This is a genomic window from Chitinophaga chungangae (assembly GCF_017742215.1).
Lineage (GTDB): Bacteria > Bacteroidota > Bacteroidia > Chitinophagales > Chitinophagaceae > Chitinophaga > Chitinophaga chungangae.
Map to the genome: position 1 here is coordinate 194,707 of NZ_JAGHKP010000004.1, position 22,136 is coordinate 216,842.

Here is a 22,136-nt window from a genome sequence, read left to right on the forward strand (position 1 = left end):
ACACTATTAACCTATGTTTAAGAAAAAATGGTGGCTCATTGCCGTGTTACTCCTCGTTTGTACGATCACCGCTTACCTGGTTTTCGGTAAAAAGGCCGCTGGCCCCAGCGCCGTGGCCAAAGTGAAAAAGGAAAACTTCCGCGACGTGGTGGTCAGCCCCGGCGAACTGATGGCCGAAAATACCGTCTACATCCAGGCCCCGCCCCTCCAAACCCACCAGATCTACGAAGAGATCAAGATCCAGGACATGGTTACGGAAGGCATTACCGTGAAGGAAGGCGATTACATCGCCACCCTCGACCCTGCCGTGGTGAACAAAAAGATCGGCGACGTGCAGCTGGAACTGGACCGTTCCATCACCACCCTTTCGCAAACTTCTTTGGATACTACTTTGCAGATGCGCGAATCGCGGGACAATATGACGAACCTCAAATTCCAGATGGAACAGAAAAAGCTCGCGCTGGAACTGAGCAAATTCGAACCGCCCGCCACCATCCGCCAGGCCGAGCTCGATCTCGAAAAAGCGGAGCGCGACCTGAAGCAGCTCGGCGAAAAATACAAGATCCAGCAACGGCAGGCCACCGCCAAAATGGAACAGGCCGCCCGTGAGGTGAAACGCAGGCAGGAACAGCTTTCCGCGCTGGAAGACCTCCGCAGCAAATTCCGCATCACCGCCCCTAAAAAAGGGCTGCTGGTATACATCCCCGATTACGCCACCGGCGGCAAAAAGAAAGCCGGCTCCGCCATCCGTTCGTGGGACCCGCGCATCTGCATGCTGCCGGACCTGAGCACGATGCTCAGCAAAACCTACATCAACGAGGTAGACATCAGCAAGATCAAAAAAGAACAGAAAGTAGCCATGGGCCTCGATGCATTCCCGGAAGTGAAACTCACCGGCATCGTCACTTCCGTGGCCAACATCGGCGAAAACCGCCCCGGTTCCAACGCCAAGGTGTTTGAAGTGCTCATCAAGCTGGACAAAGTGGATTCCATTCTCAAACCGGGCATGACCACCTCCAACAACATCCTTATCAACCAGATCCCCGACAAGCTCACCATTCCGCTGGAATCCGTGTTCAGCGAGAAATCGAAGAGCTTTGTATACATGCGCAGGGGCAATTCCATCGAAAAACGCGAAGTGAAGCTGGGCAAAAGCAACGACGAAGTGGTGATCGTTGAAAAAGGGCTGGAAGCGGGCGATGAAGTGTACATGTCCGAGCCTGAATCCGCCAAGAACCATACGCTCGTCGTTTTAAAATAACCTCATAAAACCATCCTTATGCTAAAATTATGGGGTGCCCGTAACATGAACAATCTCGGCATCGCGGTGGATTCGCTCGTGGCCAACCGGCTGCGGTCGTTCCTGACCGCCCTTGGCATCATCTTCGGCGTGGGCGCGGTGATCGCCATGCTTGCCATCGGCAAGGGCGCGAAAGAAGAGATCATGAACCAGATGAAACTGGTGGGCGTCAACAATATCGTGATCAAACCCGTGGCGGAAGAGAAAAAAGACGAAGAAGAAAAGGAGCCCGCGGAGGGTGGCGCGCAGGAAAAAGACAAAAAGAAATTCTCGAAAGGTCTCAGCCTGGAAGACGCGCACAGCATCATCCGCATGGTGCCCACGGTGGAGTCCATCAGTCCTGAAATGATCCTCGACCAGGACGTGATCTACAACGGCAAAAGCAAAAAACTGAAAATGGTGGGCGTGGAGCCTTCTTTTTTCGAATTGAACAATATCGGCATCGCCGAAGGCAAGATGTTCAACCACGAACAGCTGACTATCGGTGAAGGCGTATGCATTATCGGCGCGGGCGTGAAAAGAAAATTCTTTTTGTCGGAAGACCCGATGGGCAAAACCATCAAATGTGGCCAGCAGTGGCTGAAAGTAGTGGGCGTAACGGACGAAAAGCTGATCAGCTCCGCCACGAAAGAAAACCTCGGCATCCGCGACTACAACATGGACGTGTATGTGCCGATCCAAACCACGCTCACGCGTTACCGCAATCCCGCCATCCGCATCCGTGAAACGCGGGGCTGGGACGAAGAAGGCCCGCAGAACGTACCCAACGTGCCGGTGCACCAGCTGGACCAGCTGATCGTAAAAGTGCGGCAGCCCGAGCAGCTCACCGAATCGGCGGGCATCATCAGCCGGATGCTCAAACGACGGCATTCGGACGTGATGGACTTTGAAGTGACGATCCCGGAGCAGATGCTGCAGCAGCAACAGAAAACAAAAGACGTATTTAATATCGTACTGAGCGCCATCGCGGGCATATCGCTGCTGGTGGGCGGCATCGGCATCATGAACATCATGCTGGCGAGCGTGCTGGAGCGCACCAAGGAGATCGGCATCAGGATGGCGTTGGGCGCGCAGAAAAAAGACATCGTGATGCAGTTCCTTTTTGAAGCCGTGCTGATCAGCCTCAGCGGCGGTTTTATCGGCATCGTGCTCGGCGTGGCCGGGGCGTATACGGTAGACAAGGTGGCAGACATCCGTACGATCATCTCCGCGATCTCCATTCTTTTATCCTTTGTGCTGGCTTCTTCCGTCGGCCTCATCTTCGGCATCTCTCCCGCGCGCAAGGCGGCAAACCAGAACCCAATCGAATGTTTACGACATGCTTAAATTCAGGATTACAATAGCCTGCCTGCTGGGCGGCACAGGACTTTCGCAGGCGCAGGAGCAGCAGTTGGTGCTGCAGGACGTGGTGGGGCTGGCGCAACGCAATTCTCCCAGCTACTACCGCGCGCAAAGCCGCGCGCTCAACTCGCTGTACGCGTACCGTTATTTCAGGGCGGGGCAGCTGCCGCAGCTGGTGCTGGGGCTGAACAACAGCAGCAGTCCTTTCGGCGAAACCGTGGAAGTGCTGCAGCCAGACGGCAAGGTGGAATACGTTCGCCGCTCCACCTCCAACACGGCGGTGAACCTCGGTCTGCGCCAGAACGTGCCATGGACGGGCGGTACCTTCTCCGTACAGTCTAACCTCAACCGCTTCGACGAGTTCACCGGCACTACCAAAACCAATTATCTCGCCACACCGTTCTCCATCAACTACAACCAGCCCAGTATCATGTACAATCCATTTTACTGGGAGCGCAAAATAGCGCCCATCGCGTACGACGAAAGCAAACGCCAGTACGTCGAAGACCTGGAGATCGTTGCGCTAGACGGCACGTCGCTGTTCTTCGACGCGCTTTCCGCCCAAACCCAGGAGCGCATTTACCAGCAGAACGTAGCCAACCAGGACACGCTGTTCAAAATATCCAAAGGCCGCTTCGACCTGGGCAAGATCGCGGAGAACGAGCTGCTGCAGATCGAACTGAGCCTGCTCAACGCCCGCAATACGCTTGAACAGGCCACTTTGCAGAAAGAAATGGCGTACCAGGAACTAAAACGGTTCCTGAACATGCCCAAGGATGCGGACATCCGGCTGAAAGCACCGGCTACCGTGCCGCTGTTCAACGTACCGCTGGACAAGGCCGTGGCCGAGGCGGGCAGCAACCGGCAATCCGTGCTCGAGTTCAGGCGCAGGCGGCTGGAAGCCAACGAGGCCGTGGCCGAAGCCCGCGCTTACAGCGGTTACGAATTCAACCTGCGGGCGCAGCTGGGGCAGACCAACAACGGGCAAACGCTGGGCAGGGTGTATTCCGGCGGGGAGATCCAGCAGAACTTTTCCATCGGCGTGGGCATCCCGATCATGGACTGGGGCCGCGCCCGTTACCGCGTGCGCCAGGCCAAGGCCAACCGCGACCTGATCGAAATAGACGTGCAGCAGGCCGAACGCCAGTTCGAGCAGGAAGTGTACCTGCAGACCCAGCAGTTCAACATCCAGAAAAACCTGCTGGCCAGCGCCACCAAAGCCGATACCATCGCGCGGCTGCGGTACGAGATCACCAAGCAGCGGTACCTGATCGGGAAGATCAGCATCACCGACCTCAACCTCGCGCAAAGCGAAAAAGACCAGGCCGCGCAGAACTACGTGTACGCCCTCCGCAACTTCTGGAGAGCTTACTACACCGTGCGCCGGCTGACGTTGTACGATTTCGAGAAAGACGAGAAGATCCGTTACGAATTCCAGGAAAAATAAGATCCGTATAAAGGCAAGCAGAGAACGGGCGCCGGGTTTCGAAAGAAATCCGGCATTATTTTTTCTGTAACAGCCGCATGAGTCAAAGATGGATCATTCCAATCGTCCTGCTTTCCCTTATTGCAATCCTCGCCGTGAAATCGTGCGCCGACCAGAAAAAGGCCAAAGACCTGCTGCGGGTGAACGAGCAGCTGATCAGGGAAAACCGGGAATTGAAGAACAGTCTTACCCTTAGCAACCGCACCGCCGAGCAGATCGCGGGGCGGAAAGACATGCAGGCGCAGGCACAGGCTACGTTCGTAGACCGCCGCGAATATTTCCGCAAGAACTGGAAACAATACATTTCGCTGAATACGGGGGATTACAAGACCGGCTTCCTGGGCGGCATCCGCAACCTGCAGATCACATTGCGAAACCAGACGGAATACCCGCTGGACAATGCCGTGGTGATGGTGGAATACCTGCGGGGCAACGGCAGCGTGTTCAAAAGCGAGCCGTACACCATTCACAACATACCCGCCAAAGGCGTGCAGACGGTGCAGGCGTCTAACAGCCGCAAAGGCACCAAGGTCAATATCCGCCTGATGAGCGTGACCAGCCAGGCGATGAATTTTTGCTGGAGCCACGACAAAAAAGCGCTTCCCGGCGACCCCGACCCCTGGGCCTGCGTAGCCGCGGCAAAGCCGCTTCCGCAATAAGATTCCACTTCCTCATAATTAAAATACCGGGCCTTCTTCCGAAAGCCCGGTATTTTTTATGTCGGGGCGTTTCCGCTTATCCTCTTTTCGATTTCAGGTCTACCCTGCCCAGTTCGGAGCCGTCGTCTTTGATCATCACCAGGTTCAGGTCTTTTTCAGTGGCCTTTACTTTGATGATGGTGCGGTTGCCGTCTTTCGGGCCGCCGCCGATCACGATCGGGTAGGAGTGCTGCCCGGCCACCGGTTGGTGAATGCCCGGGCGGTGGGTATGCCCGGCGATGAAAAGGTCCACCTTCGCCTGTTCGAAAACAGGCGCGAAAAGTTTGCGGCATTCCATGGTGCCGTGCCAGTCCCCGGAATAATAATGTGGGATATGCATCATCACCACGCGGAATTTCGCTTTTTTGAACGCGGGGGACTGCACGATCTGCTTCAGGTCTTCGGCCTGCTGGCGGCGGTATTCGTCGAAATCCACGATGCCGGCGTATACGGGGTGCGTGTCTTCTTTGTCTTCCCCGGTATCGAGCACGGTGAAATGCACGGGACCCCACTGTTTGGTGAAAATGTACGGCCCGTCGAAATAACTGGCCAGTTCGCGGCGGTATTTACCACGGGTTTCGTGGTTGCCGCGGGTGAACAGGAAAGGTTTTTCGGAGGCGAAGGTTTTGCCCAGCGGTGTAAGCAGGTGGTCGAGGATCTGCTGCTCGTCTTCCTGGTAGTCGAACATATCGCCGTTGAGGAACACAAAGTCGTATGGGTCTTTGTTCAATGCCATCAGATGCGGGAAGCTGAGCGCGCCGCGGTCATGTATGTCGTTGAAAACCAGCCAGCTTACTTCCTTCGGGTTTTTAGCGGGCGTGGTGAAGGTAAAGGTGCCCGAACTGATGGTTTCGCCGTAAGTGAGCTTGTAGGGCCTGAACTCGGTGATTTCTTTGGAAAAGACCTTGTAATGGTACGTGGTGCCGGGCTTCAGGTTGCCGAGGCGGATGCGGTGCAGCCTGTCGTACGAATCCACGATACCGCCCTGCACATTGTGGACGGTTTTGCCGAGGGCCGCGGTTTCGCCGTACTCCACCCAGCTGTAGGTGGGCCTGTTGCTCATCCACATCACGGTCATGCCCGTGGGCTCGGGGCTCTGAAGATAGGGCGGGCAAAGGAAGGTGTGTTCTCCTTCGGTAAAGGCCTTTTCGACGGCGAGCGCTTCTTCTTCGGTGGCGGCGGCTGCGAGGCGGGCTGCCGGCGTAAGGCCGATGGCGCCCAGGATGCCCGCTTTGGTGAGATTGCCGAGGAATCCCCGGCGATCTAATGATGGCTTATCTTGTTGCATATGATAAAGAGTATTGAACTATAAAAATAACAGGCGGCTTTTAGAAATCATATCTTATTGCTAAATCTTAATATATTTGTAACCTTGCCGGGCAAAAACTGACGAAAATCACCCCAAATCAAATTCCCGGAATTTTGGGTTTTCTGGCTTCAATTGTTACCTTTGCGCGAAATTTTGCATCAGCACATTTACTTGCATTCTATAAACTTCTAAGAAATATGCCTAACACAGGTAAGATCAAACAAATCATCGGTCCCGTTGTGGACGTGCATTTTGAAGGAAAATTGCCGGAAATTTACAACTCACTCTATCTGACCCGTGAGAACGGCCAGAAAGTGGTGCTGGAAGTACAGCAGCACCTCGGGGAAGACAGCGTTCGTACAGTAGCAATGGATTCTACCGACGGCCTGGTGCGCGGTATGGAAGTTGTGGATAACGAAGCTCCGATCAAAATGCCTACCGGTGATGCCATCAAAGGCCGTTTGTTCAACGTGGTAGGTGAAGCGATTGACGGTCTGGGCCAGCTGGACACGACCAATGGCGCTCCCATCCACCGTCAGCCCCCCCGTTTTGAAGACCTCGCCACCGATACCGAAGTGCTGTTCACCGGTATCAAGGTGATCGACCTGATCGAGCCTTATGCAAAAGGCGGTAAGATCGGTCTGTTCGGCGGTGCGGGCGTAGGTAAAACCGTACTGATCCAGGAACTGATCAACAATATCGCAAAAGGCCACGCCGGTCTGTCCGTATTCGCGGGCGTAGGCGAGCGTACCCGTGAAGGGAACGACCTGATGCGCGAAATGATCGAAGCGAACATCGTTCGTTACGGCGACAAATTCAAAGAATCTATGGAACACGGCGGCTGGGACCTCTCCTCCGTGGATAAAGAAGAGCTGAAAAACTCACAGGCCACCTTCGTGTTCGGCCAGATGAACGAGCCTCCCGGCGCGCGCGCCCGTGTGGCCCTTTCCGGTCTTACCATGGCCGAATACTTCCGTGATGGCGACGGCACCGCAGGCAGCGGCCGCGACATCCTCTTCTTCGTAGATAACATCTTCCGTTTCACCCAGGCCGGTTCCGAAGTATCCGCGCTGCTCGGCCGTATGCCTTCAGCGGTAGGTTACCAGCCCACCCTGGCTACTGAAATGGGCCTGATGCAGGAGCGTATCACCTCCACCAAAAACGGTTCCATCACCTCCGTACAGGCGGTGTACGTACCGGCGGATGACCTGACCGACCCCGCTCCTGCCACTACCTTCTCCCACCTGGACGCTACCACGGTATTGTCCCGTAAAATCGCCGACAAGGGTATCTATCCCGCGGTGGACCCCCTGGATTCCACCAGCCGCATCCTTAGCCCGGCCGTTGTGGGCGAATCTCACTACAACACCGCACAGCGCGTGAAAATGATCCTCCAGCGCTACAAAGAGCTGCAGGACATTATCGCGATCCTCGGTATGGACGAGCTGAGCGACGACGATAAACTCACCGTATCACGCGCCCGCCGCGTGGAACGTTTCCTCAGCCAGCCCTTCCATGTGGCGGAGCAGTTCACCGGTCTGAAAGGCGTACTGGTGCCCATCGAAGAAACCATCCGCGGTTTTAACATGATCATGGACGGTGAGGTAGACGAGTACCCTGAAGCGGCCTTCAACCTCGTAGGTACCATCGACGATGCGATCGAGAAAGGCAAGAAGCTCCTGGCTTCCGCTAAATAAGGCTTCTTCTAAACAAAACCGATTAACATGTTATTGGAAATATTAACACCGGAAAGAAAGCTGTACACAGGCGAAGTATACGGCATCCAGCTGCCGGGCACAGACGGTTCCTTTGAAGTACTGGACCGCCACGCCCCGCTGATCGCCGCCCTGGGTAAAGGCAAAATGAAGGTGCTGAAAGATAAGACGCATACGGAGCAGTTCACCATCGAAGGGGGCTTCGTAGAAGTGCTGAATAACAAGGCGACGGTGCTGGTAGAAGGCGCAACGGCCCTGTAATTCTCACGAAAGGCATACATCATGAAGGCCGGGCATTACGCCCGGCCTTTTGTATTACAAGTTTGCGGAAATATCAGTTCAGTGAAGGGTCTATCGGGAAATTGGCCATCATCGCGAAGTTGTTGCCCATATTCTGCAGGCTTTGTTTCCAGATCTCCTGCTCGTCTCCCGAAAACAGCAGCGGCGGGTTGATGCGGCTCAGTATCCAGCTTTTTTCCGTCAGTTCCCCTTCCAGCTGCCCGCTGCTCCAGCCGGAATAACCGATGAAGAATTTGATCTTCGCCAGGTCCAGCTCGCCCCTGTTCAACAATTCCACGACTGTGGCGAAATCGCCACCCCAAAAAATACCCGGGAACACTTCAAAGCCGCCTTCTATCAGCTCAGGCACCTGGTGAATAAAATGGATCGTGTCCATCTGAACGGGGCCGCCAAAATAAACGGGGATGTTGGGGGTAACCACTGCGGGGATCAGTTCGTCGAGCCGCTGATCGAACTGCCGGTTTACGACGAAGCCGAAGCTGCCTTCGTCCTGATGTTCGCACAGCAGCACAACGGTGCGGGCGAAATTCGGGTCTTTCAGAAAAGGGTCCGCAATCAGCAATATTCCAGGCGCAAGTGTTTCCATGACTTACCTTTTTTCCTTAAGCTCTTGATCAAATTTAACCAACAAATGCCAAACGGGGCGTTTATTTTTTCGGTAATATGCGCACAATCAGAAAGATGGGAAATAAAAAAAGGGACCTAGAAAGATCCCTTACCATTTTATCAACCAAAATCTAAATCGCTTATGGAACGAATCCACGTCGATGTATGTAGAAAGTTTATTCGCTTTTTTGTATCTGTTATCAAGTAGCAAATTTGGTACCAGATAACAATGCAAAGATAAGGGGCTTGCCTATAATAACAGCATAATTTCTGCGTTAAAATTACGTTAAAGTGATGTTTTTTAACATATATCTCTACAGATACGGCTTTTCACGGTTTAATTTTGTATCATAGTTGCTATAGCAAACAGTTCCCCGCCGTGGGAAATTCGCTATATTTAGCGTTTTATAGATCCGTAACATGCTGCCGTTAAAGAAGATATTTCCTGTCATTATCGCCCTGATCACCTTGTCCCTGCTCGGGATCATTTACATCCAGTACAGCTGGATCATCAATGCCGCCCATATCAAGAAGGAAGAAAAGGAACAAAAGATGGTGGACGCCGTTGAAGCTGTCCGCAACGAACTGATCAGCCGCTCGCTGGCGCCCATCGCGCGTATCAAGATCGACCGTTTTAAGCAGGAGGGCGCATCGAACCGGCTTACGCTGGAGCCCGTTACAGACGGCATCATCAAACCTTTTATCCCCGTCAGCGCCCAGTTTGAAGGCGCGGAAGTAATGGGGATGCTGAAAAAGGCGATGAAAGACCGCAAGCTCGACACCGTTTTCGAATTCGGCATCGTGAGCAATGCGCAGATCCAAATGTATTCACCCGCTTTCATCGAGCGGCTCAACAAACGCGAGACGGATTCCGCGCTGTACCAGGAGATCATCGTGCCGCTGGCGGAAAGCATCAATGCGAATTCTTTTGAAGTGTTGCATGTGTTTGTGCCGCAAAGCAGTCTTACCGTATTCAAATCCCTTGGCTGGATGATCTTTGGCGGCATCCTGTTCACCGCCATTATCGTAACGGCTTTTGCCCTCACGATACGAACGATGCTGGGGCAGAAAAAACTCTCGGAGATCAAAAGCGATTTCATCAACAACATGACGCACGAGCTGAAAACGCCGCTGGCCACGATCTCGCTGGCCATCGATGCCATCGGCAACGAACGCGTGATGGACAATAAAGACAAGATCCGGTACTTCTCAGGCATCATCAAGGAGGAAAATAAACGCATGAACAAACAGGTGGAATCGATCCTCAATTCCGCATTGATGGAAAAAGAGGAACTGACGCTCAACCTGCAGCCGATAGACGTGCACCAGCTCATTCACAGCACCGTGGAGAACCTGCAGCTGCAGCTGGAAGGGAAGAACGGTACGGTAGACCTGCAGCTGAACGCCATCCAGCCGATCATCAAAGCGGACGAGGTGCATTTTTCCAACCTCATTTTCAACCTGCTCGACAACGCGATCAAATATTCCAGGGAAAACCTCGAAGTGCGTATCACAACAACGAATACACGGAAATATCTCGTGATCTCCATTTCCGACAACGGCATTGGCATGAGCCGGGACACGGTGTCGCGCATCTTTGAAAAGTTCTACCGCGCGCATACCGGCAACGTGCACAACGTAAAAGGTTTCGGGCTGGGGCTGAGTTATGTGAAAGCCATCGTGGACGCGCACAAGGGCCGTATCAGGGTGGAAAGTATTTTGGGGAAGGGAAGCCGCTTCACGCTTGAGTTTCCCCAGGAGTAGGCTATCTTTGTACCAGTAATCGAAAGAAGGATGTTGACAGAAAAAGAACTGGCAAGATATCGGCACCCCATTGCGGTGCCAGGGATGGGAGTAGGGCTGCAGGAAAAACTAAAGCAAAGCCGCATACTCGTGATCGGCGCGGGCGGCCTCGGCAGCCCGGTGATACAGTATCTCAGCGCGGCGGGCGTAGGGGTGATCGGTATTGCGGATTACGGGGTAATACTCGAGGAAGACCTTCACCGCCAGCCGCTCTACAACATGCAGGACGTGCGCAAACACAAAGCCAAGATGGCCGCCAGCCGGCTGTTTTCGCTCAATCCCTGGAACAAACATTACCCTTTTCTCATACAGGTGCGGCCAGACAATGTGCAACAGGTGTTCAGCGGTTTCGACCTGGTCGTGGACTGCTCCCAGCACCGTGCCACGCACCTGGTGGTGAACGACGGCTGCATTTTGCTGGACAAACCTTTTGTGACCGGCGAAGTACATAACTGGACGGCCTGGTGGGGCGGGTTCAACATGAAATCCGACAACAGCCCGCTGCGGGCTTCCTACCGCTGCAACGAATACCTGCTGGACGAGTTCCGCAATTTCGACGCGGGGGCCATGGGCGCCACGCACGGCGCTACCGCGCTGCTGATGGTGAACGAGATCATCAAATACCTGGCGGACGTGCCGGGCCTCGCGGGCAAGCTGCATACGTTCAATTATCTTCACCAGCAATTCACCGTCGCCGATCTTGTTTCCGATGCGGAGAAGATTGCCGCGGTAAAGGCCACGGGCCTGCTTACGCCGGAGGAATACGGCCTGCAGCTGGTGCCCGACGTGGAAGACTAAGCCAACAAACGCTCCTCATATGCCAATGCCGGACCTCCGGAAAAATTTAAAAAAGATCGCGCTGTGGGCCATCGGCATTTACCTGGTCGCCGGGCTGGCGCTGTATTTCGTGCAGGACAAACTGATCTTTCACCCGGAGGTGCTGCCCGCCAATTACCAGTACAAGTTCGACGTTCCCTTCCAGGAGCTGCTGATACCCGTCAATAAAAAAGTGAAGCTGAGCGCGGTGCTGTTCAAGGCGGAGCGTCCGCGCGGCATGGTTCTGTACTTTCATGGCAATTCGCATAACATCAACCGTTACGCGCAATACATGCCGGAGTTCACCCGCAACGGCTACGATGTGCTGATCATGGATTACCGCGAGTTCGGCAAAAGCACCGGCCGGTTAACGGAAGCCGTGCTGTATGAAGACGCGATGCTGATGTATAAAGTGGCCCGCACGCGGTTTGCGCCCTGGCAGATCGTGATCTACGGCCGTTCGCTGGGCACGGGCATTGCCGCGCAACTGGCTGCGGTGCGCGATTGCAGGCGATTGATACTCGAAGCGCCGTATTACAGCCTGCAGGACGTAGCCGAATCCGCCATTCCCATTTACCCGCACAGCCTGCTGCTGCAGTATAAACTGCCCACCAACGAATACCTGCCCAAGGTAACCGCGCCGGTAGCGGCGTTTCACGGCACGAAAGACCAAACGGTGCCGTACGCTTCGGGGAAAAAGCTGTCTGAAGAATGTTTCAAACCGGGAGATACCTTATTTACCCTCAAAGGCGCGGGGCACAATAACCTGCACGAATACCCGCTGTTCCAGACGAAGCTCGATTCACTGCTGAAATTGTAGCCGCTCATGTCTGCCTGTATGTTTCCCGCGGCGCGTTATTTCAGCTCGCGCAGGCTGACGCCTTTTGCCGTCACCTTCAGTTCGTGCGGTACGCCCATTTTGAGCGCATAATTTGCTTCCTGGTGGCCGACAGGGAAGTTGTAGCACACCGGGTAACCGTACTCCTGCACCATGTTCCGGATGATCTCGTATTCCGTTTGCCCGAAAGGCGTTTCCGTTTCCCGTTCTTCCGTAAACGAGCCTACCACCAGCCCCGCCAGTTTGCCGAGCCAGCCGGCGCGTTTGAGGTTGTACATCATACGGTCGATGTTGTAGCGGTATTCGCCGACATCTTCCAGCACCAATATTTTCCCTTTGGTATCGGGCTGCGACACGGAGCCGGACAGGTTGGCCAGCAGCGTGAGATTGCCGCCCACCAGCTGGCCGGAAGCTTTGCCGGTGCGGTTCATCTCGTGCGGGTGCGTTTCGTACCTGCTGCGTTTGCCCCGCAGGGCTTCGCGGAGGCTGCCTACGTAAATATTGTCTTTCGTGGGCGCCGCAATGCCGCTGCACATCAGGGAGTGGATGGACGCAATGTTGTACCGCTGCTGCAGATGGGCGTGAAGGGTAGTGATGTCGCTGTAACCGCAGAGCCACTTCGGTTTTTTGCGGAAACGGCTGAAATTAAGCCTGTCCAGGATAGACACCATGCCGTACCCGCCGCGGCCGAACACGATGGCTTTGATCTCCGGGTCGTCCATCATATCCTGCAGCTCTTCCAGCCGCAGCTCGTCCGGCGCCGAAAAATTATGGAAACTGGTGCCTACGGTAATGCCGAGATGCACCCGGTAACCCCAGGATCTGATCACTTCAGCCGCATATTCTGCGGCGGGAAGCTCCATTTTACTGCTGGGGCAGGTGATGCCTATGAGATCGCCTTTTTTAAGATAGGGCGGAATTTTTACCATTCTGAAGTCTTTAGTTTACCTTTGCTGATTAAATGAGGAAGAAGGAATCCCGTTCCCCCATTCTACGGCCAAAGTAGTCGTTATTGGGTTAACTGCAAATCCATTTCCCTATTTTTCCGGATAATTTTACATTTTTTTCAACAGAGGAAGTATTCAATGAAACAATTTAACAGGTACCTCGTTACGGCAGCGCTGCCCTATGCCAACGGCCCGGTGCATATCGGCCACCTCGCCGGTTGTTACCTGCCGTCCGACATTTACGTCAGGTATCTCAGGGCCAGGAAAGCGGACGTAAAATTCGTTTGCGGGACGGACGAGCACGGCGTGCCCATCACCATCAAGGCCATGCAGGAAAACGTGACCCCGCAGGACATTGTGGACAAATACCACGCGATCATCAAAGATTCCTTTGCCTCCATGGGCATCTCTTTCGATATATTTTCCCGTACTTCCCGCCAGGTGCATCACGAAACGGCCGCGGAATTTTTTAAGAACATGTACGACAAGGGCCTTTTCGAAGAGAAGGAATCCGAACAATATTTCGACGAGATCAAACAGGTATTCCTGGCAGACCGTTACATTATCGGCACCTGTCCCAACTGCGGCAACGACAAGGCTTACGGCGACCAGTGCGAGCGCTGCGGCAGTTCCCTCAGCCCCGACGACCTGATCAATCCCCGTTCAGCCCTCAGCGAGGCCGTGCCGGTGAAGAAAAAGACCAAACACTGGTACATGCCGCTCCAAAATTATGAGCCATGGCTGAAACAATACGTCATCGAAGACCATAAAGAATGGAAAGCTAACGTGTACGGCCAATGCAAAAGCTGGCTGGACAACGGGCTGCAGCCCCGCGCCATGACGCGCGACAGCAACTGGGGCATTAAAGTGCCGCTGCCCGATGCAGAAGGCAAAGTGCTGTACGTTTGGTTCGACGCGCCGATCGGCTACATTTCCGCCACCAAGGAGCTGACCGGGAACTGGGCCGATTACTGGTGCAAGGAAGATACCCGCCTGATCCATTTCATCGGGAAAGACAACATCGTGTTCCACTGCATCATTTTCCCGGCCATGCTGAAGGCGCACGGCGGCTTTATTGTGCCGGACAATGTGCCCGCCAACGAGTTCCTCAACATCGAAGGCGAAAAAGTAAGCACTTCCCGCAACTGGGCGGTGTGGGTGCACGATTACGTGAAAGATTTCCCGGACCAGCAGGACGTGCTGCGGTACGTGCTTTGCGCCACCGCACCAGAAACGAAAGACAACGATTTTACCTGGAAAGATTTCCAGGACCGCAATAACAACGAACTCGTAGCGAACCTCGGCAACTTCGTGAACCGCACGATGGTGCTGATGCACAAGCTCTGCGGCGGCAAAGTGCCGCCCATGCACGCCGAAGTGAAAAATGCGGCGGACGACGCGATCTTCACCATGCTGCAGGACGCGAAGATGAAAATTTCCGAATCGCTGGAAACTTTCCGCTTCCGCGACGCGCTCAACGAAGTGATGAACGTGGCCCGCGAAGGCAACCGCTACCTCCAGGAAAAACAACCCTGGATACTCGCCAAAACGCCCGAACTGCAGGCGCAGAACCAGCAGCTGATCGACAACTGCCTGCACGTATGCCTGCAGCTCACGGCCAATCTCGCGGTGTTCATCAACCCCTTCCTGCCGTTTACCGCGCAGAAGATCTGCCATATGCTGAAAGTGGTGGACCGTATGCTGGAATGGGAGAACGCAGGCAGCATGAAACTGGTAAGCGTTGGCTACACGCTGCGCGCGCCGGAACTGCTGTTCAAAAAGATCGAGGACGAGCAGGTGAAGGCGCAGGTGGATAAACTGCACGCCGGGCTGAAGCAGTCCGCCGCAGCACAAACTGCCGCACCCGCTGCGGAGCCCGTGAAAGAAGCCGCTCCCGCGAAAGCGGAGATCCAGTACGACGATTTCGCGAAACTGGAACTCAAAGTGGGCACCATTACGCACGCGGAAAAAGTGGCGAAGGCGGACAAACTGCTGAAACTCACGATAGACCTGGGCACGGAGCAACGTACCGTTGTATCCGGCATTGCGCTGCATTACGCGCCCGAATCGATCATCGGCAAACAGGTTACGCTGGTGGCCAATCTCGCGCCGCGTAAAATGAAAGGCATTGAAAGCCAGGGCATGATACTGATGGCCGAAGACAAAGACGGCAAACTCGTGTTCGTAAATCCCGACCAGGCCGTGGCGCCCGGCAGCGGGGTGAGCTGATCATGAAAACATAAGATGAAAAGCCCCGGCATGCGCCGGGGCTTTTTTCGTTACGCTGCGCCGTTCAACCAAGAAAAATGCTAAATTCATTATTCTAAAGCGGAAATATTATGCAAAGAAGGATCAACAAAGTAGCAGTGCTGGGTTCCGGCGTAATGGGCTCAAGGATCGCCTGCCATTTCGCAGGCGTTGGCGTGAAGGTGTTATTGCTGGACATTGTGCCCAAAGAACCCAATGACGCGGAAAAGGCCAAAGGATTAACGACGGAGCATCCCGCAGTGCGGAACAGGATCGTGAACGAGGCCCTGCAGGCCGCGATCAAATCCAATCCCTCGCCGCTTTATTTCAAAGAGGCCGCCAAACATATCAAAACCGGCAATTTCACCGACGATATGAAATCCATCGCAGACTGCGATTGGGTGATAGAAGTGGTGGTGGAAAACCTCGACATCAAGAAAAAAGTTTTCGAACAGGTGGAGCAGTTCCGCAAACCCGGCACGCTCATCACTTCCAATACTTCCGGCATTCCCATTCACCTGATGGCGGAAGGCCGCAGCGAAGATTTTCAAAAACATTTCCTCGGCACGCACTTCTTCAACCCGCCGCGTTACCTGCGGCTGCTGGAGATCATTCCCACCCCGCATACCGATCCCGCGGTAACGGACTTCCTGATGCATTACGGCGATCTTTATCTCGGTAAAACCACCGTGCTCTGCAAAGACACGCCGGCCTTTATCGCCAACCGCGTGGGCGTGTTTTCCATCATGGCCATTTTCCACATCATGCAGGAAATGAAACTGGGCATCGACGAAGTGGACGCGCTCACCGGCCCTGTGATCGGCCGCCCGAAATCGGCCACCTTCCGCACCGCGGACGTGGTAGGCATCGACACGCTCGTGAAAGTGGCGAAAGGCGTGGCGGATAATTGCCCGGACGACGAAGCGCGCGATATCATGCAGATACCGCCGTTCCTGCAGAAAGTAGTGGAGAACAACTGGCTGGGCGACAAAACCGGGCAGGGTTTTTATAAAAAGACCAAAGGCGCGGGCGGAAAGGAAATCCTCACCCTCGACCTCAATACGATGGAATACGGGCCGAAGGTGAAAGCGAAATTCGCCGGCATCGAAGCGGCCAAACCCGTTGAAGACCTCAAACAACGGATCAAAATGCTGGCGGCTTCCCCCGACAAGGCGGGCCAGTTCTACCAGGCATTCCATGCCAGGCTGTTTTCGTATATCTCTCACCGTATCCCCGAGATCGCAGACGACCTGTACAAAGTGGACGATGCCATGAAAGCGGGTTTCGGCTGGGAGATCGGCGCGTTCGAGACTTGGGATCTATTGGGTGTGGAAGCCGGCATCAAAACCATCACCGATAAAGGACTTACCGTTGCCGGTTGGGTAAAAGACATGCTGGCGGCGGGCGTGAAGCAGTTTTACAAGATCGAGAACGGCAAAAAATATTATTACGATCTCGCCACTAAGGCATACAAACCTGTGCCGGGCGAAGACGCGTTCATTATCCTCGAGAACCATTCCAATAGCATTGTCTGGAAAAACAGCGCCTGCAACCTGTACGATTTGGGCGACGGCATTGTGTCGCTGGAATGGAAAACAAAAATGAACACCATCGGCGGCGAGGTGCTGGAAGGCGTGCATAAAGCGATAGACCGCGCGGAGAAAGATTTCCGCGGCCTCATTCTCGCCAACGACGCGGCGAATTTCTCCGCCGGCGCAAACGTGGGCATGATCTTTATGCTGGCGGCGGAGCAGGAGTACGACGAGCTGGACATGGCGGTGCGCCTGTTCCAGAAAACGACCATGCGCCTGCGGTATTCTTCCATTCCCGTAGTGGTGGCCCCGCATGGGCTGACGCTGGGCGGCGGCTGTGAAATGAGCCTGCATGCAGACCATGTGCAGGCGGCGGCGGAAACGTATATCGGGCTGGTGGAACTGGGCGTGGGGCTGATCCCCGGCGGCGGGGGCACCAAGGAGCTGACGCTGCGCGCATCCGATCTTTACAAAGAAGGGCAGATCGAAAACCCGGTTTTGCAGGAAAAATACCTGACCATCGCGCAGGCGAAAGTGGCCACATCAGCGCATGAAGCGTTTGAGCTGGGCCTGCTGCGTGAAGGCGTCGACGCGATCAGCCTCAACCAGAGCCGCGTGATCGCGGATGCGAAAGAAAAGGCTATCGAGCTGGCGAACGCGGGGTATGTGAAACCCATTGAACGGACAGACATTCGCGTGCTGGGGCGTTCCGCGCTCGGCGCGATCCTCACCGGCATCAACGCCACGCATTTCGGCAACTACATCTCCGAGCACGATGCGAAGATCGCGCGGAAGTTGGGATACGTGATGTGCGGCGGCGACCTTTCAGAACCAACGCTGGTAAGCGAACAATACCTGCTCGACCTCGAAAGGGAAGCCTTTTTGAGCCTGAGCGGCGAAAGAAAAACCCTGGAAAGGCTGCAAAGCGTGCTGAAAACAGGAAAACCCGTGCGTAATTAGTCATATATTGCAAAAAACCTAACATAACCGACTTTGGAACACAAACAAATCCTGTCCCTTCACAAGGTGTCCAAGCGCTACGGCCCCATACAGGCGCTTAAATCCGTATCCTTCAACGTACCCGAAGGCAGCGTGTTTGGCGTGCTGGGCCCCAACGGCAGCGGAAAGACCACTCTTCTCGGCATTATCATGGACGTGCTGAAACCCAACGCGGGAACGTATAAATGGTTCGGCCTGGAACCGCATGCGGACCTCCGCAAGCGCATCGGCACATTGCTGGAGACGCCCAACTTCTACCATTATTATTCCGCCGTCCGTAATCTCCAGATCAACGCCGCCATCAAGGGCCGCGGGCACGACGATATCGAGCGCGTATTGAAGATCACCGAGCTTTGGGAAAGGAAAGATTCCAAATTCAGCACTTTTTCACTGGGCATGAAACAACGCCTGGCCATTGCCAACGCGCTGCTGGGCCGGCCGGAAGTGCTGCTGCTGGACGAACCGACCAACGGCCTCGACCCCGCCGGCATCGCCGAGATCAGGGAATTGATCCGCAACCTCGGCCAAGAAGGTACCACGGTGATCATGGCCAGTCATTTGCTGGACGAAGTGGAGAAAGTCTGCACGCATGTCGCTATTCTCAAAAAAGGCGATCTCGTTGCGGCGGGGCATGTGGACGAAGTGCTGGCGAACGAGGATATGCTGGAAGTGAGCGCCGCCAACCTGGAACTGCTGGAAACCGTACTGAACGCCATGCCGGGGCTGAAAAGCCTGCGCAGGCACAACGGCGGCATACAGGTGATATTTGAGAACGGGCAAACGGCCGAACAGCTGAACCGTTCCTGCTTCGAAAAAGGCATCACGCTGAATTACCTGGCCGTAAAACGGAAGAGCCTCGAAGCGAGGTTCATCGAGCTCACCAATTGATCCCCTTTAACCTGCACCAACACATGATACAACTTCTTAAAATAGAATGGCTCAAAGTAAAGGCCTACCGTACTTTCTGGATATTGTCCGGTTTGTTCCTGATAACCGTGCCGCTGCTTACCTGGGCGTTTGAAAGCATCCTGAACTCCTCCAACGAAATGGTCGCGCGGTTCCTGAATGCGTTTACGTTTCCCAGGGTCTGGGATACCACCGCCTGGTTCGGGAGCCTGGCAACGCCCGTTATGGGCATTATGCTGATGATCTTCCTCACCAATGAAAATAATTTCCGCACTATCCGCCAGAACATCATCGACGGGTGGAGCAGGAACCAGTACGTAAACGCCAAATTCGGCGTGCTGATCACCGCGTCGCTTTTTATCACGCTGGTAATTTCCGTTACGGCGATCGTTTTTGGTTTGAAGAATGGCGGCGGGGATGTGACGGACGGGAGCATCTTTATCTGGTATACTTTCACGCAAAGCCTCACCTACCTGTCCATGGCCTTTTTTCTCGGCGTATACATGAAAAGGGCCGGCATCGCGATCGGTATCTACATCATGTACGTGTACGTGGGAGAGTTTGCCATTGCGGGTTTGCTTGATTTTAAAGTGAAATACCACCTCGGCGGTTTTTTACCGCTGGAATGTACAGACAGGCTGGTGCCGGGCGTATTCGACAGGCTGCGCGACCTGATCAACAAGGGCGGTTCAGGTCCCTCGAAGACCCAGTATACGTTGATCGCGTGGTTTTATATCGCGGTGTTCACCTACTTCTCCTGGTACAAAATGAAAAAATCCGATCTATAAATAACAGGGATTTGTAAATCCTGGCATGTAAATTTGTTGACAAAAGCACAATCGTGAAGAAGGAAAACCTGATACTGGTGACGAACGACGACGGCATTACCGCCCCGGGCATCCGCAATCTCATCGAAGCCGTAAGGCCGTTGGGAAAAGTAGTGGTGGTAGCGCCAGACAGCCCGCAATCCGGTAAAGGGCACGCCATTACGCTCGGCTCGCCGCTGCGGCTGAACCAGGTGGACATTTTCGACGGCATCGAAGCATGGACCTGCTCCGGCACGCCGGTAGACTGTGTGAAACTGGCGCGGGACAAAATACTCGGCGGCCGGCCTGACATCTGTGTGAGCGGCATCAATCACGGCGCCAACCATTCCATCAACATTATTTACTCCGGCACCATGTCTGCCGCCATGGAAGCGGCGATAGAAGGCATTCCCTCCGTCGGTTTTTCTTTTCTCAATTTCGATTACGACGCGGATTTCAGCATTCCGCGGCAGGTGGCCCGCGAAGTCACGCAAAAAATGCTCGAAACAACCTTGCCGCCGCATTCGTTGTTCAACGTGAACATCCCCGACCTGCCAGCGGCAGAATACAAAGGCATCAGGCTGGCACGGCAGGCCAATGCGAAATGGAAAGAAGAGTTCGACGAAAGGAGAGACCCTAACGGCAAAAAATATTACTGGCTCACCGGCGAGTTCTCGAACCAGGATTTCGGGAGCGACACCGATGTGTGGGCGCTGGAAAACGGCTATACATCCCTGGTGCCTGTTCAGTTCGACCTTACAGACTACCGTTTGAAGGAAAAACTGCAAAACGAATGGCAGTTCCAATAATCCTATGATCATGTTGAAACAAGACAAATTATCACTCGGCGTACTGGTGGGTTTTCTCACCCCGATAGCGGCCTTCCTGCTGTATTGGCTGCTGGCCGTGTACCTGAGCAAACACATCAACCTGGCGGACTTTCTCATTTACCTCAAAAACGCCCGCCAGCAGATACCCAAAGTGATCAGCATCTGCCTGCTCGCCAACGGCATCGTCTTTTACTTTTACACCCGCGCCCGCCTGGACATTACGGCCAAAGGCATTTTGCTGATCACATTGTTGTACGCAATCGTTATCTTGCTGCTTAAAATTATCTGATCAGCAACAGCGAAATCGTTTAGGGATGAAGTATTATCTAATTGCCGGGGAAGCCTCCGGCGACCTGCATGGAAGCAATCTCATCAAACAGCTTAAACTGCAGGACCCGCAGGCAGACGTCCGCTGCTGGGGCGGCGACCTGATGGAACAGGCCGGCGCCACCGTGGTGAAACACTACCGCGAGCTCGCCTTCATGGGCTTCGTGGAAGTAGTGATGAACCTGCGCACCATCTTCAAAAACCTGGATTTCTGCAAAAAAGATATCGAAGCCTGGAAACCCGATGTGCTTGTACTGATCGACTATCCCGGGTTTAACCTCCGCATCGCCGAATGGGCCAAACAGCAGGGCCTGAAAGTGATCTATTACATCAGCCCGCAGGTATGGGCCTGGAAAGAAGGCCGGGTGAAAAAGATCCGTGAGACGGTGGACAAAATGCTCGTTATCCTTCCTTTTGAAAAGGATTTTTATAAAAAATGGGACTTTGAAGTGGAATATGTCGGCCATCCGCTGATCGAAGCGGTCAAAGCCGCCAGGGAAGCACCCGCCCCACCGCCGTTCTCAGACAAGCCCATCATCGCCCTGCTGCCGGGCAGCCGCAAGCAGGAAGTGGAAAAAAAACTGCCGGTGATGCTTTCCGTAGCCAAATATTTCCCGGAATACCAGTTCGTCATGGCGCAGGCCCCAAGCCTGGAAGACAGCTTCATCAACCATTTCACGGCGGCCTACCCGAACGTGTCCGTCGTAAAGGGAAAAACCTACCCGCTGCTGCTGCAGGCCACCGCCGCGCTCGTCACTTCCGGCACCGCCACCCTCGAAACCGCGTTGTTCGGCGTGCCCGAAGTAGTGTGTTATAAAGGAAGCCCCGTGTCTTATTTCTTCGCCAAACGCCTCATCAAGGTGAAATACATTTCCCTGGTGAATCTCATCATGGATAAACCCGTCGTAAAAGAGCTGATCCAGCACGACCTCACGGAAGAAAATCTCCTCAAGGAACTGACCTTAATTTTAAAGGATACCGCCCGCCACCAGCAGATGAAAGCCGATTACGCCACGTTGTGGACGCTGCTGGGCGACGGCACCGCTTCGCGCAAAGCAGCGGAAGCGATCGTTTCGACGGTGAAATAAAAACTATTGCATCAAATGCCTGATCAGTCTGATCAGGAGAATGATAATGGCCACGAGGAACACGATGATGGAGATCCGGTTCATGCCGTGCATCAGCTTCGTATTGGTGTTCAGCGGCTCGGACTTGTCGCGTTTTTTAATGAACAGGTATTGCAGTATTTGGCGCCAGATGCTTTTCATAACCCAAATATCCGCAATTTTCGATTTTGCCAATAACTGTTATTTTTATCCCGCATAAACAG

Annotated in this window: 20 protein-coding genes; 16 read left to right on the forward strand and 4 right to left on the reverse strand. The window is 54.3% G+C overall.

Annotation, left to right across the window (positions count from 1 at the left end):
* The first annotated feature begins 13 nt into the window (after window positions 1–13).
* The 4 genes from J7I43_RS20545 to J7I43_RS20560 all read left to right on the forward strand — a co-directional run bounded on the left by J7I43_RS20545 (window position 14) and on the right by J7I43_RS20560 (window position 4,786).
* A complete protein-coding gene (locus tag J7I43_RS20545) occupies window positions 14–1,261 on the forward strand; it encodes an efflux RND transporter periplasmic adaptor subunit (protein WP_209147741.1) in 1,248 nt (415 codons plus the stop codon).
* Between the two features lie 18 nt (window positions 1,262–1,279).
* The gene (locus tag J7I43_RS20550; RefSeq protein ID WP_209147742.1) at window positions 1,280–2,626 is read left to right on the forward strand and encodes an ABC transporter permease; all 1,347 of its coding nucleotides are present in this window, start codon (window positions 1,280–1,282) and stop codon (window positions 2,624–2,626) included.
* Complete coding sequence (locus J7I43_RS20555; RefSeq protein ID WP_209147743.1) at window positions 2,619–4,088, forward strand: TolC family protein; 1,470 nt, start codon at window positions 2,619–2,621, stop codon at window positions 4,086–4,088. The genes J7I43_RS20550 and J7I43_RS20555 overlap by 8 nt, the downstream gene beginning before the upstream one ends.
* Window positions 4,089–4,165: 77 nt before the next feature.
* On the forward strand, window positions 4,166–4,786 hold the full coding sequence (locus J7I43_RS20560; protein ID WP_209147744.1) for a hypothetical protein: 621 nt from the start codon (window positions 4,166–4,168) through the stop codon (window positions 4,784–4,786).
* A 76-nt stretch (window positions 4,787–4,862) separates the two neighbouring features.
* Here the strand turns inward: J7I43_RS20560 and J7I43_RS20565 are convergent, their stop codons facing one another.
* The gene (locus J7I43_RS20565) at window positions 4,863–6,113 is read right to left on the reverse strand and encodes an FN3 domain-containing metallophosphoesterase family protein (RefSeq protein WP_209147745.1); all 1,251 of its coding nucleotides are present in this window, start codon (window positions 6,111–6,113) and stop codon (window positions 4,863–4,865) included.
* 218 nt (window positions 6,114–6,331) lie between these two features.
* On the opposite strand from J7I43_RS20565, the gene atpD reads away from it, so the two are divergent.
* Window positions 6,332–7,831 carry a F0F1 ATP synthase subunit beta gene (gene atpD / locus J7I43_RS20570; protein ID WP_209147746.1) on the forward strand — a complete coding sequence of 500 codons (1,500 nt, stop codon included), beginning with the start codon at window positions 6,332–6,334 and terminating at the stop codon, window positions 7,829–7,831.
* Window positions 7,832–7,858: 27 nt separating this feature from the next.
* Window positions 7,859–8,110: an ATP synthase F1 subunit epsilon gene (atpC, locus tag J7I43_RS20575; RefSeq protein WP_209147747.1), complete on the forward strand. Its 252-nt coding sequence runs from the start codon at window positions 7,859–7,861 to the stop codon at window positions 8,108–8,110.
* Window positions 8,111–8,183: 73 nt separating this feature from the next.
* On the opposite strand, the gene J7I43_RS20580 is transcribed toward atpC, so the two are convergent.
* Window positions 8,184–8,735: a YqgE/AlgH family protein gene (locus tag J7I43_RS20580; protein ID WP_209147748.1), complete on the reverse strand. Its 552-nt coding sequence runs from the start codon at window positions 8,733–8,735 to the stop codon at window positions 8,184–8,186.
* Window positions 8,736–9,175: 440 nt separating this feature from the next.
* On the opposite strand from J7I43_RS20580, the gene J7I43_RS20585 reads away from it, so the two are divergent.
* Genes J7I43_RS20585 through J7I43_RS20595 form a run of 3 tightly spaced genes read left to right on the forward strand, consistent with a single transcriptional unit; the run spans window position 9,176 to window position 12,194 of the window.
* The gene (locus J7I43_RS20585; RefSeq protein ID WP_209147749.1) at window positions 9,176–10,519 is read left to right on the forward strand and encodes a sensor histidine kinase; all 1,344 of its coding nucleotides are present in this window, start codon (window positions 9,176–9,178) and stop codon (window positions 10,517–10,519) included.
* Between the two features lie 30 nt (window positions 10,520–10,549).
* On the forward strand, window positions 10,550–11,356 hold the full coding sequence (locus J7I43_RS20590; RefSeq protein WP_209147750.1) for a HesA/MoeB/ThiF family protein: 807 nt from the start codon (window positions 10,550–10,552) through the stop codon (window positions 11,354–11,356).
* Window positions 11,357–11,375: 19 nt separating this feature from the next.
* Window positions 11,376–12,194 (forward strand): alpha/beta hydrolase, encoded by an 819-nt coding sequence (locus tag J7I43_RS20595; RefSeq protein WP_209147751.1) that lies wholly within the window; start codon window positions 11,376–11,378, stop codon window positions 12,192–12,194.
* 35 nt (window positions 12,195–12,229) lie between these two features.
* Here J7I43_RS20595 and J7I43_RS20600 read toward each other — a convergent pair whose 3' ends face one another.
* The gene (locus J7I43_RS20600) at window positions 12,230–13,141 is read right to left on the reverse strand and encodes a S66 peptidase family protein (RefSeq protein ID WP_209147752.1); all 912 of its coding nucleotides are present in this window, start codon (window positions 13,139–13,141) and stop codon (window positions 12,230–12,232) included.
* Between the two features lie 156 nt (window positions 13,142–13,297).
* Here J7I43_RS20600 and metG point away from each other — a divergent pair, with 156 nt between their 5' ends.
* From metG to lpxB, 7 genes are all read left to right on the forward strand, one after another.
* On the forward strand, window positions 13,298–15,388 hold the full coding sequence (metG, locus tag J7I43_RS20605) for a methionine--tRNA ligase (protein WP_209147753.1): 2,091 nt from the start codon (window positions 13,298–13,300) through the stop codon (window positions 15,386–15,388).
* A gap of 110 nt (window positions 15,389–15,498) precedes the next feature.
* Window positions 15,499–17,898 (forward strand): 3-hydroxyacyl-CoA dehydrogenase/enoyl-CoA hydratase family protein, encoded by a 2,400-nt coding sequence (locus tag J7I43_RS20610; protein ID WP_209147754.1) that lies wholly within the window; start codon window positions 15,499–15,501, stop codon window positions 17,896–17,898.
* A gap of 33 nt (window positions 17,899–17,931) precedes the next feature.
* The gene (locus tag J7I43_RS20615; protein ID WP_209147755.1) at window positions 17,932–18,825 is read left to right on the forward strand and encodes an ABC transporter ATP-binding protein; all 894 of its coding nucleotides are present in this window, start codon (window positions 17,932–17,934) and stop codon (window positions 18,823–18,825) included.
* 23 nt (window positions 18,826–18,848) lie between these two features.
* Entirely contained in the window at window positions 18,849–19,631 is a 783-nt protein-coding gene (locus J7I43_RS20620) for an ABC transporter permease (RefSeq protein ID WP_209147756.1), read from the forward strand.
* Window positions 19,632–19,684: 53 nt separating this feature from the next.
* Window positions 19,685–20,458, forward strand: coding sequence for a 5'/3'-nucleotidase SurE (gene surE / locus J7I43_RS20625; protein ID WP_209147757.1), 774 nt, complete (start codon window positions 19,685–19,687; stop codon window positions 20,456–20,458).
* 10 nt (window positions 20,459–20,468) lie between these two features.
* The gene (locus tag J7I43_RS20630; RefSeq protein ID WP_209147758.1) at window positions 20,469–20,768 is read left to right on the forward strand and encodes a hypothetical protein; all 300 of its coding nucleotides are present in this window, start codon (window positions 20,469–20,471) and stop codon (window positions 20,766–20,768) included.
* A 25-nt stretch (window positions 20,769–20,793) separates the two neighbouring features.
* Window positions 20,794–21,894 (forward strand): lipid-A-disaccharide synthase, encoded by a 1,101-nt coding sequence (gene lpxB, locus J7I43_RS20635; protein ID WP_209147759.1) that lies wholly within the window; start codon window positions 20,794–20,796, stop codon window positions 21,892–21,894.
* Window positions 21,895–21,897: 3 nt separating this feature from the next.
* On the opposite strand, the gene J7I43_RS20640 is transcribed toward lpxB, so the two are convergent.
* Window positions 21,898–22,074 (reverse strand): DUF6728 family protein, encoded by a 177-nt coding sequence (locus J7I43_RS20640; protein WP_209147760.1) that lies wholly within the window; start codon window positions 22,072–22,074, stop codon window positions 21,898–21,900.
* Between the last annotated feature and the right edge of the window lie 62 nt (window positions 22,075–22,136).

Excerpts from the sequence above, each read along its gene's own strand:
- atpD (WP_209147746.1), top strand. The coding sequence starts at position 6,332 with ATGCCTAACACAGGTAAGATCAAACAAATCATCGGTCCCGTTGTGGAC.
- lpxB (WP_209147759.1), top strand. The coding sequence starts at position 20,794 with ATGAAGTATTATCTAATTGCCGGGGAAGCCTCCGGCGACCTGCATGGA.
- J7I43_RS20580 (WP_209147748.1), bottom strand. The coding sequence starts at position 8,735 with ATGGAAACACTTGCGCCTGGAATATTGCTGATTGCGGACCCTTTTCTG.
- J7I43_RS20545 (WP_209147741.1), top strand. The coding sequence starts at position 14 with ATGTTTAAGAAAAAATGGTGGCTCATTGCCGTGTTACTCCTCGTTTGT.
- J7I43_RS20555 (WP_209147743.1), top strand. The coding sequence starts at position 2,619 with ATGCTTAAATTCAGGATTACAATAGCCTGCCTGCTGGGCGGCACAGGA.
- J7I43_RS20590 (WP_209147750.1), top strand. The coding sequence starts at position 10,550 with ATGTTGACAGAAAAAGAACTGGCAAGATATCGGCACCCCATTGCGGTG.
- atpC (WP_209147747.1), top strand. The coding sequence starts at position 7,859 with ATGTTATTGGAAATATTAACACCGGAAAGAAAGCTGTACACAGGCGAA.
- J7I43_RS20595 (WP_209147751.1), top strand. The coding sequence starts at position 11,376 with ATGCCAATGCCGGACCTCCGGAAAAATTTAAAAAAGATCGCGCTGTGG.
- J7I43_RS20565 (WP_209147745.1), bottom strand. The coding sequence starts at position 6,113 with ATGCAACAAGATAAGCCATCATTAGATCGCCGGGGATTCCTCGGCAAT.
- metG (WP_209147753.1), top strand. The coding sequence starts at position 13,298 with ATGAAACAATTTAACAGGTACCTCGTTACGGCAGCGCTGCCCTATGCC.
- J7I43_RS20560 (WP_209147744.1), top strand. The coding sequence starts at position 4,166 with ATGAGTCAAAGATGGATCATTCCAATCGTCCTGCTTTCCCTTATTGCA.
- J7I43_RS20630 (WP_209147758.1), top strand. The coding sequence starts at position 20,469 with ATGTTGAAACAAGACAAATTATCACTCGGCGTACTGGTGGGTTTTCTC.
- J7I43_RS20640 (WP_209147760.1), bottom strand. The coding sequence starts at position 22,074 with ATGAAAAGCATCTGGCGCCAAATACTGCAATACCTGTTCATTAAAAAA.
- J7I43_RS20620 (WP_209147756.1), top strand. The coding sequence starts at position 18,849 with ATGATACAACTTCTTAAAATAGAATGGCTCAAAGTAAAGGCCTACCGT.
- J7I43_RS20550 (WP_209147742.1), top strand. The coding sequence starts at position 1,280 with ATGCTAAAATTATGGGGTGCCCGTAACATGAACAATCTCGGCATCGCG.
- J7I43_RS20600 (WP_209147752.1), bottom strand. The coding sequence starts at position 13,141 with ATGGTAAAAATTCCGCCCTATCTTAAAAAAGGCGATCTCATAGGCATC.
- J7I43_RS20585 (WP_209147749.1), top strand. The coding sequence starts at position 9,176 with ATGCTGCCGTTAAAGAAGATATTTCCTGTCATTATCGCCCTGATCACC.
- J7I43_RS20610 (WP_209147754.1), top strand. The coding sequence starts at position 15,499 with ATGCAAAGAAGGATCAACAAAGTAGCAGTGCTGGGTTCCGGCGTAATG.